Raw genomic sequence first — 8,262 nt, 5'->3', positions numbered from 1 at the left:
TTCTTATATCGGCTTATTTATTGTTTATATCGACAATGAAAACTGGAATGGCTGTTTTTATTCATGATTGATATCGCATAAAATTTAGCGAGGAGGTGATAGATGATTGAATTAATCAAACAGTTTTTCTTATTAGGGTGCATGTCGTTTGGTGGGCCGGCCGCGCATGTCGGCTATTTTGAGCGTGTGTTCGTCAAAGAAAAGCGGTGGCTGAGTGCGGATACCTTTGCTTCTGGTTTAGCCATCAGCCAGTTTCTACCTGGCCCAGGAAGCAGTCAGCTCGGTATGTATATTGGCTATCAACGCGCGGGTTATTTAGGTGCGTTTGGCGCATTTGTCGCGTTTACCTTGCCTTCTTTTGTTTTGTTGACAGCGGCGGCGGTATTAAACAGCGGTGCGCAAGCTTCTGATTGGGTCGCAAGCATCATTAGCGCAGCCAAATTATTAGCGGTGGTGGTAGTGATTGATGCTACTGTCTCAATGGGCCGAAAATTTATCGGCTCGTTAGCGACTGGGACAATGGCGGTGGCAACAACGTTATGGCTATTGCTAACGCCATCGGGCGTATTATATCAAGTACTTCCCATTGTCATTGCAGGCATTGTAGGAGCTATTGGGTTTGCGAAGCCCCAATCACATCATGCGCCAGTTAACATTGCGTGGCGCCGCAGTAGCGTGATCCTGGGCCTCTTTTTACTATTGCTCACAGTACCTTGGCTGTTTAATCAAACCTTATGGGTACAGGTGTTTAATCTGTTCTACCAAGCGGGCAGTTTTGTCTTTGGTGGCGGGCATGTGGTTTTACCATTGCTCGAGCCTATTGTCGGTGACGTTGTCACTGATTCGGCGTTAATTGAAGGTTATGCGGCGGCTCAGCTAGTGCCGGGGCCGATGTTCACCATGGCGAGTTATCTGGGTGCCAGTGTTGAAGGGTTAGCTCCCATTTGGGGCAGTATCATTGCAACGATTGCGATTTTCTTGCCTGGGGCATTACTTATGTTCGGTGTTTTGCCGATTTGGGAGGCGGTTAAAACTCAGCCTCGCTTGGCCGGGGCTATCAGCCTCATTAATGCCAGTGTCGTGGGGTTACTCGCCGCCGCGCTGTATCAACCCGTATGGGTTTCCGCCTACACAAAACCTTTGGATTTAGTGCCCATCGCGCTTGGCTTAGTGGCATTAACTCAATGGCGAATTTCGGTGTTTTGGTTACTCCTATTAATGATGGTGTACCAGTTTACTCTCGCTTAATACGCGCCATACTTTGTGGCCCAGCTGTGTCTGGGCTACTTTTTATCACTTAGCGCACTATAACTTTGTATGTTGTAAAGCAAAAAGCTAAGTCACATCGCTCATGTGGCTCAGCTTTTTAATTAATTTATAAACTGCAGCCTTATAACTGCCAAGGTTGGCGAGTGCCTGTGTCGGAGGCTGTTTGTGCCAGCTCAATAGCATAGATGACTTTGCTTGCAGAAATTGGGCAAACAGGCGAGGGTTGGTTATCGGTAATTGCCTTTGCTAATCCATCGAACAGGCGGTGATATTGGCCGTTTTCAAGGGTGAGAGGATCAGGAGTGACGCTGTCACCAACTTCGAGCATCCCTTGATACGCTTGCTCACCAAAACCAGAGACAGTTACCATCAAACCCGCGCGTAGTTGCTCTTCTTGAATATCTAACCCTACGGTACTGAAGGTCGCTTTTTCACCCTGGACGACAAAGCGTTCGGTGGTACCTGAACGGTAAGGGCTGGAGGATAAAATTACTTCTGTGTTTGGGTAATGCAGCGTCACTTGAAAATAGTCGGTCGTTTCGCTGCTAGGGCGTAGCGCACGACAGGTGCCGGATACCGCATCCGGTTCCCCTAAAAGATGGAGGGCTTGGTCAATTAAATGAGAGCCGAGGTCATAGAGAATGCCGCTGCCTTCACCTGGCAATTCGCGCCAACGTTGGCGGACTTCTGGGCGGTAGCGATTAAAGCTGGAATGCATGACTTTGATGTCGCCAAGCTCACCTGCTAGGTGTAACCCTTTTAGGGTGAGAAAATCACCATCCCAACGTCGATTGTGGTAAGGGCACAACACTAAGCCTTTTTGCTTGGCCAGCGCCGCTAGCTCGAGACCATCACGGCTATTGGTCACAAAAGGCTTTTCTACCAAGACATGGCAACCGGCTTCTAATGCTTGTTTAACGTGTTGGTAATGGAGGTGGTTGGGGGTAGTAATCACCACCAAATCTGGGGTTTGTTGAGTGAGTAAAGTGTTGAGGTCGTCAAAGCAAGCCGCTTTAGGCAATCGCTGTGCAACTTGTTCGGGTTTACTGGACACAACAGCTGAAATAGCGAACTCAGAGATTGCACTCAAAAAAGGAACGTGAAATGTATTGGCAGAAAAGCCAAAACCGACCAAAGCTGTTTTTATCATAAAGCGTACTCGCATTGACGATGTATTATCAGCACTTTATCGGACATCGACACGCCAATCAATCTAAGTGCAAGATCTCTCTGTCTCAATATGGATATAATTATAGATTAAGTCCATAATGAGAGTGTGTGAGCATGAAATGGTGAATGATATGACAGCAGCACAAGCACCAAAGGCGGCAGACAAGAAGAGAATGGCTCAGGTCGGCTTCAAAGCTGCTGTAAAAATAATGGAAGGATGGGGCTGTACCGGCGCAGACATGCAGCGAATTCTTCGCATGCCAAGGTCTACATTCCAAAAGTACAAGGCGAACCCAGACACTATATCTATGGATGATGATCAGCTTGAGCGCTTAAGCTATATCGCAAACATTCACAGTAGCCTTCGAATCATCTTCGATAACCAAGAGAACGTTCAGGGTTTCATGTCGATGGAGAACAAAAACGCTTACTTCGAAGGGCAGACGCCTTTATCTATTATTAGTAGCGGCAAATTCGCTGATCTTTACGAAGTGTTCTGTCGTGTCGACGCGTTACGTTCAGGTCAATGGGGGTAGCATGCCGAATGCGAGAGAAAATCAAGCGGTAGGTTATAGGCTCATTCCGTCTAAGTACCCGACGATTGATTTGTTTGATGATGTCCTTAATCCGGAAGACTTTGAGGTGATGTATCAACTGCAAGCATTGACGAATCCACGTATTCTCGATGAAGTGGGTGATGTTTCCCTGATTAAGCCTGAGGAAATCCCGTACCACTGTGAACGTGGTTGTAGCTATGCGGTAGCCGCCTTTACGCACATTAACCGTGATGGCTCACGCTTTGCTGATGGCAGCTTTGCGATGCTTTATATTGGTGACACCGAACAAACCGCTGTAAAGGAGGTCATGTATCACCAGCGCAAGTATTGGGCTGGCGTTAATGGGCTTCACTATGATCGTTTGGTGTTTAGGGCGCTTCGTTTCACATTTGATGATAATAAGGTGATTGATGTGTGCGACAAGCCAATGACAGATCTAATTTACGACCTGATTGATTACTCTGCGGCTCAGGCGCTTGGCCGCCAGGTACGGCAAAATGATGCATTATCAGGGATCCGCTACCACTCAGTGCGAAATGAAGGGAGGATTTGCTGGGCGATGTCTACGCCACAGGTGGTTAGCGATGTCATCCAATGCTTCCACGCAGAAATGATTTGGAACGGGAAAGAAATCAGCCAGGTTGAGAAGATTTACGCAATGGACTGAGCGGTACGGCTGTATGTTAACAAACCAATCTTAAGTGCGCATTATGTATGTTATGTTAAATAAGGTATTTATCAGATGACGAATCGTATCGATAAGACAAGCGCCTTGACTCCTCACCTCCATTTTCTCTCCCCTTCAGTATTCTGACGCGATGATTCAACATAACTGACTATTTACCATAAAATAGCTAATCACCACTTTCTTTAATCAACTTAGTTCAAATGCTCCGCTTGACCTAAGATGCTTCAATCACGCAGTGATAAGCCAAACAAGATCAGCGTTATTGCTATCTTATACTTCTAGCGCATTGAAGCGTCAGTTCGCCAAAGTCACGGCAATTGCTGTTGTGACCAGCCTGTTCCCCGCATTTCTTGCGGCGATAGAAAAACCTGTGATGGTCAAAGCAAATACCCACAAAGATTGATAGCTTACTTCTGTAAGGAACTCACCGAAGTATTGCTTCGCGACCAGCAAGGCAAAAGCAGTGACAAAAGACACTGCCGCTGCATCCCGATACAGCAAATAAGCTCTGTGAGTTGAAATCACTTCATCCTGCTTATTGGATGGACGATAAAATGTCTTGTACCAATAACTGTTCTGCTCACTACTATTTTGCTTTAAAGAATCAAACTCGGCCACGTGGGCTTTCAGGGACTCGGTATCAATACGCTGGTCTTTCTCTGCCAACGGTATAAAACGATGCCCAGGTAATACATCGTGCCATCGCCAAAATACTAAGACACTTTTCAGGTCAGCAGGTATGAGGTGGCTAAGCCACCCTGAAACCGCACCTATTGCTAACATCGAACCACTCGTGTCTCTTAGTATATCGACATAGCTGATATCAAACACATTTTGATTAACCAGTGATATCACGGCGAATTGAAGAACCATCAGTACTGAAAGCGGGACAATGTTATTAGCTTTTATAGAGATTCCTGCCATTATGCGACCTCTTCTTCATAGTCGAAGTGATATGGCTCAGGATCCATACTACTCCACCCATCTCGGCTAGGCGCATTGAAATTGTGGCAAATACCGGTACCTCTCGTCGCTAGAGCTTTGACTCCTCGGTGTGTGAAAGCATTCATCACGGCTTTTCGTGGGTGCTTCGGCTCGCCGTATTTAGCTGTGGAGGCGATTGCTGTGATATTTCGAGAAGTTCCTTGGCTAATCGGCTCACCAACCAAACGATTTAGCACTGTCGTGCCGATATTACGTTTACTCCCATGATGCGGGATCTGTATAAATCGAAGGTCTGCTCCACTGGTACACTGCTCGATTTTATCTGCCGCGTGTTCCAGACCCTGGATGCCAGCATCACCTGTAAAAACCGAGCGTCTTCCCTCTACTATCAATTGGGTGATCACACTGGAGTTGTTCTTCGCTGATGTGATCCCTTCATCATCAATCTGATCTTCGCCCCAAGTAGCGAAGAAACGATGAATAGATGCAGCTGCTTTGTCAAAAAAACTTTCTAATGCACTTGTTCCACTCGCTTTCTCTGGCATACCATCGAAATTAGGAATGAGAGATTCGTAGTATTCGACGGAAGGACCTAGCACCTTAATCCCGCCGCCTGTATCCGTTACGCCTGTGAAAGGCTCACGTACGTTAACCCCTTTCGACTCAGCCTGCTCAACCAGTGCCCAAGCTTTTTCAAGGTTTTTCTTAAGGCGCTCCCCTAAGCTTTTGTCCGTTACGCGCCCGTCTATGAATTTGCTAGCAAGCCCTTGGTTATGCAGCCACGGCTGATGAATCCAAAGTTCTTTTACTTCGAGTTCATTGAGTACGGGTTCTAACCCGTTGATGTGGTCTTGATCAGCATGAGTATTAATAACCAAATCCACTCTGGACGTCCCGAAACAAGTTGTGATGTGATCAATAATCTTTGAACCTGTGCTTTGAAAGCCACCGTCAATCACTACTACCGTTTGTTCGTCACGGTGCCCGTATAGATTCCCGTAGCGAAGTACAATCGCGTCACCACTCTTCGACTCTTCCCCAACACCTAAAAAATCAATTTCGTAACCCATCACTTTTTCCTCTTTCTATAAACGTTGAGAGTTGCTAATCAACTAGCATGCCAACTTTTAAAGTATTGTTTTATAAGGATAATAAGACGGAGTAACAACAGAGGTTTGTGATTTTTATTACTAGTGGTAAATTTTATTACTGTCGGTAACTTAAAAATAACTAGTAGCGAAACTAAGCATAAGATTGCATACCTTGTGCTAATTAGGGATGCGACGTCCAAACTCCCCTTACAAGGTTAAAGTCCTCATACTGAAGCGATGTGTTGTACGATTTAGCGTTCACTTGTAATAAGCCGTTTGGCATTGGAACGATGTCCGTGAGCTCTTGACGTTGTTCTATTGCCGCTGGCTCTGAGAATCCTCTGTCGTAAATCAGCCCACCTTTGGCTGTAAATAAACCTCGAGAATGCAAGAAGCCCGATCCCCCATCATCGGCGCAGTACCAATACAGCTTAATGTTTTCAGGCATCTCCCCCTTAAACTCGACTAAAGCTTGCTCTGTTTGCACCCACGGTGGTTTCCTATCTTCTTCCGAGAAGACATGAAATTCTACTTCATCTTTCTCGCATACCTTCATCAACTCTAGAAGAGTCTTGCGACTTCCTAGCTTGGTGGCGCAAATATATGGGTCGTAGATTGTTACCTTTTCTGCACCAAAGAGAAGACCCGATGCTGCACTCGCTAAAGATTTGGCTTCGCGGTTATAACGAGACACATACATAAAATCAGCATCGTTTAAATCCATCAGCGATGAAACAAATACTGGCAACTCATCGAGGGACTCTTCAACCAAACGATGGAATTGACTGATATCATGGCTATTTTTAGCCGCCTCGACCCACGCATCTCCTTCATAAGCCCTTCCAAATGATACCAATTTGCTTGATTGTAAATCTCTTAGTTTTTCAATTGCTCTGGTTAGCGTAGTACCATCAAGTTCAGCGTTAAGCCGCTGAGAGACTTCCTTGAACCAGCTTTTGGGAAAACGTGATAGCACCGCTCCTTTCTCGTAGCCCATTCTTGCTTCAAGAACCATGAGATCAGTTAAAGAATTAATTTGACTTGGCGCTATCGCAAACTCCAAATGCAACATCAGAATAGTTCCTCTCTTCTTTCTTCGAAGAAGCCGTTTGGCCACGGCGCATCAAACTCACCCTCATCGGTTGTTTTGATGGGAATTAAACGCGTTTTACCGTCAGATTGCTCGCAGAAAACTATCTGTACATCGTTTTTCTCACAACCAAATGGTTCGTATTCGATCGCTTCATCGGCGGTTTCTCGCCGACGTTTTAACAGCCTCAACATCAAGTGTTCACTATGTGTTTCGATAAGAAACATTCTATCTGGATTGTTCTTGATCGATTCCAGCATCATATCCCCTAATGCTAACTGCCATTTTGGGTGAATATGCAGCTCAGGCTGTTCACAAGACACAATAAGATCTTGTTCTAGTGATGTAGCAACCACAAACGGAAACACTTGAGATACCCCTACCCCGACGCTGGATGGCAATAAAGGAATATCGGTATGAGCATCTTTCAGGATGACTGACTTTTCGCTCATACTGGGCTCACCGTATGACGGGGATTCGAAGCAGTAGTTAGTGCCGAAAAACTGACTACTAATGAACTTTTCATTGGTTTTGGTTTTTACCCTTTCACTTGAAAAGGCAAAGGACTCCCAGCCTGCTGTACCATCATACCAACGCTGAGAGCTTGTCTGTTTGTTTAAAACGGTCGCTCGGGTTGGTACCATCCGCAATGGTCCAATATGGATAAAGTCTTCGAGTTTATTGACTAATAGCTTTAGAGGGGCGAATGCTGCTTGCGATAAGGCGGCCTCAGCAAATAGCTGAGCGGCTAAAGGATGATCTTCATAAACATCGGTCCAGTCGACATGGAAGTTTGATAGATCCAGCCTTTGCTGAATGTTCGGTAGCGCATCTTGGCCATGAATCGAGACATCTTCCCATTGGCCGGAATCAAAAATATTGTCGACTTTGAATAATTCCGCCACTTCCCAGTGTGGTAATGGCTGATAGTGAACAATTTGACATTCTGGACGGCCTGCTTGGGCGGTTGTTTTGAAGTATTCGATGCCCTGGCTACGACACGCATATCGGCTTATATAGGCTCGGTTTTTAGTGGCATCCCATCGCACATCGATTTCAAACGAGATGGTGTCAGCGTCTGACTCTGGCGTAAAGCCTAAATGAGTTTCTAGCAACCAGCTCTCAGAATCTGACAAGTAGTCATCCCAGATATCCGCTGCGCTATCGCGAAAGTCCAGGGTGGCGCCCAGCGTGATCACGCTATTTAAGTCTTTGCCATAAACAAGATTCTGAAACCCACCAAAATAAAGTGACTCACCAGCGATTGAACTGTACTGTGCATCAAAATTACGTTTAGCGATCACTTCATACAAATACAGTAGTGCATGTAAGACTGTGCTTTTTCCCGTACTGTTTGCACCGAAGAACAACGTGATGGGAGCGAGCGGAATGGTCGCTTTATGCTTGATGCCTTTGAACCCACCCACGGTGAGCGATGTTATTTTCATGATC

8 protein-coding genes are annotated in these 8,262 nt (G+C 45.9%); 3 read left to right on the top strand and 5 right to left on the bottom strand.

The genetic code is table 11. From position 1 onward, the window contains the following. Positions 1-102: 102 nt before the first annotated feature. Positions 103-1,248 carry a chromate efflux transporter gene (gene chrA, locus BZG80_RS04670; RefSeq protein WP_077678848.1) on the top strand — a complete coding sequence of 382 codons (1,146 nt, stop codon included), beginning with the start codon at positions 103-105 and terminating at the stop codon, positions 1,246-1,248. Between the two features lie 142 nt (positions 1,249-1,390). On the opposite strand, the gene BZG80_RS04665 is transcribed toward chrA, so the two are convergent. After that, a complete protein-coding gene (locus tag BZG80_RS04665; RefSeq protein ID WP_077678847.1) occupies positions 1,391-2,419 on the bottom strand; it encodes a Gfo/Idh/MocA family oxidoreductase in 1,029 nt (342 codons plus the stop codon). A gap of 151 nt (positions 2,420-2,570) precedes the next feature. On the opposite strand from BZG80_RS04665, the gene BZG80_RS04660 reads away from it, so the two are divergent. Next, positions 2,571-2,975 (top strand): antitoxin Xre-like helix-turn-helix domain-containing protein, encoded by a 405-nt coding sequence (locus BZG80_RS04660; protein WP_025744909.1) that lies wholly within the window; start codon positions 2,571-2,573, stop codon positions 2,973-2,975. A 1-nt stretch (position 2,976) separates the two neighbouring features. Next, on the top strand, positions 2,977-3,663 hold the full coding sequence (locus BZG80_RS04655; RefSeq protein ID WP_077678846.1) for an RES family NAD+ phosphorylase: 687 nt from the start codon (positions 2,977-2,979) through the stop codon (positions 3,661-3,663). A 315-nt stretch (positions 3,664-3,978) separates the two neighbouring features. Here the strand turns inward: BZG80_RS04655 and BZG80_RS04650 are convergent, their stop codons facing one another. From BZG80_RS04650 to BZG80_RS04635, 4 genes are all read right to left on the bottom strand, one after another. Continuing rightward, entirely contained in the window at positions 3,979-4,608 is a 630-nt protein-coding gene (locus BZG80_RS04650; RefSeq protein ID WP_077678845.1) for a hypothetical protein, read from the bottom strand. Beyond that, entirely contained in the window at positions 4,608-5,699 is a 1,092-nt protein-coding gene (locus BZG80_RS04645; RefSeq protein ID WP_077678844.1) for a ComEC/Rec2 family competence protein, read from the bottom strand. Before BZG80_RS04645 ends, BZG80_RS04650 begins: the two co-directional genes overlap by 1 nt. A gap of 202 nt (positions 5,700-5,901) precedes the next feature. Next, positions 5,902-6,792, bottom strand: coding sequence for a hypothetical protein (locus BZG80_RS04640; protein ID WP_077678843.1), 891 nt, complete (start codon positions 6,790-6,792; stop codon positions 5,902-5,904). After that, positions 6,792-8,258, bottom strand: a complete 1,467-nt coding sequence (locus BZG80_RS04635) for an AAA family ATPase (RefSeq protein ID WP_077678842.1) — start codon at positions 8,256-8,258, stop codon at positions 6,792-6,794. Before BZG80_RS04635 ends, BZG80_RS04640 begins: the two co-directional genes overlap by 1 nt. Positions 8,259-8,262: the final 4 nt, after the last annotated feature.

Source organism: Salinivibrio sp. MA440, from assembly GCF_001996265.1.
Lineage (GTDB): Bacteria > Pseudomonadota > Gammaproteobacteria > Enterobacterales > Vibrionaceae > Salinivibrio > Salinivibrio costicola.
This window is presented reverse-complemented; position numbering and strand designations above follow the sequence as displayed.

Bases quoted from the DNA above. Each gene is read 5' to 3' on its own strand.
- BZG80_RS04655 (WP_077678846.1), top strand. From the start codon at position 2,977: ATGCCGAATGCGAGAGAAAATCAAGCGGTAGGTTATAGGCTCATTCCG.
- chrA (WP_077678848.1), top strand. From the start codon at position 103: ATGATTGAATTAATCAAACAGTTTTTCTTATTAGGGTGCATGTCGTTT.
- BZG80_RS04665 (WP_077678847.1), bottom strand. From the start codon at position 2,419: ATGATAAAAACAGCTTTGGTCGGTTTTGGCTTTTCTGCCAATACATTT.
- BZG80_RS04660 (WP_025744909.1), top strand. From the start codon at position 2,571: ATGACAGCAGCACAAGCACCAAAGGCGGCAGACAAGAAGAGAATGGCT.
- BZG80_RS04650 (WP_077678845.1), bottom strand. From the start codon at position 4,608: ATGGCAGGAATCTCTATAAAAGCTAATAACATTGTCCCGCTTTCAGTA.
- BZG80_RS04645 (WP_077678844.1), bottom strand. From the start codon at position 5,699: ATGGGTTACGAAATTGATTTTTTAGGTGTTGGGGAAGAGTCGAAGAGT.
- BZG80_RS04640 (WP_077678843.1), bottom strand. From the start codon at position 6,792: ATGTTGCATTTGGAGTTTGCGATAGCGCCAAGTCAAATTAATTCTTTA.
- BZG80_RS04635 (WP_077678842.1), bottom strand. From the start codon at position 8,258: ATGAAAATAACATCGCTCACCGTGGGTGGGTTCAAAGGCATCAAGCAT.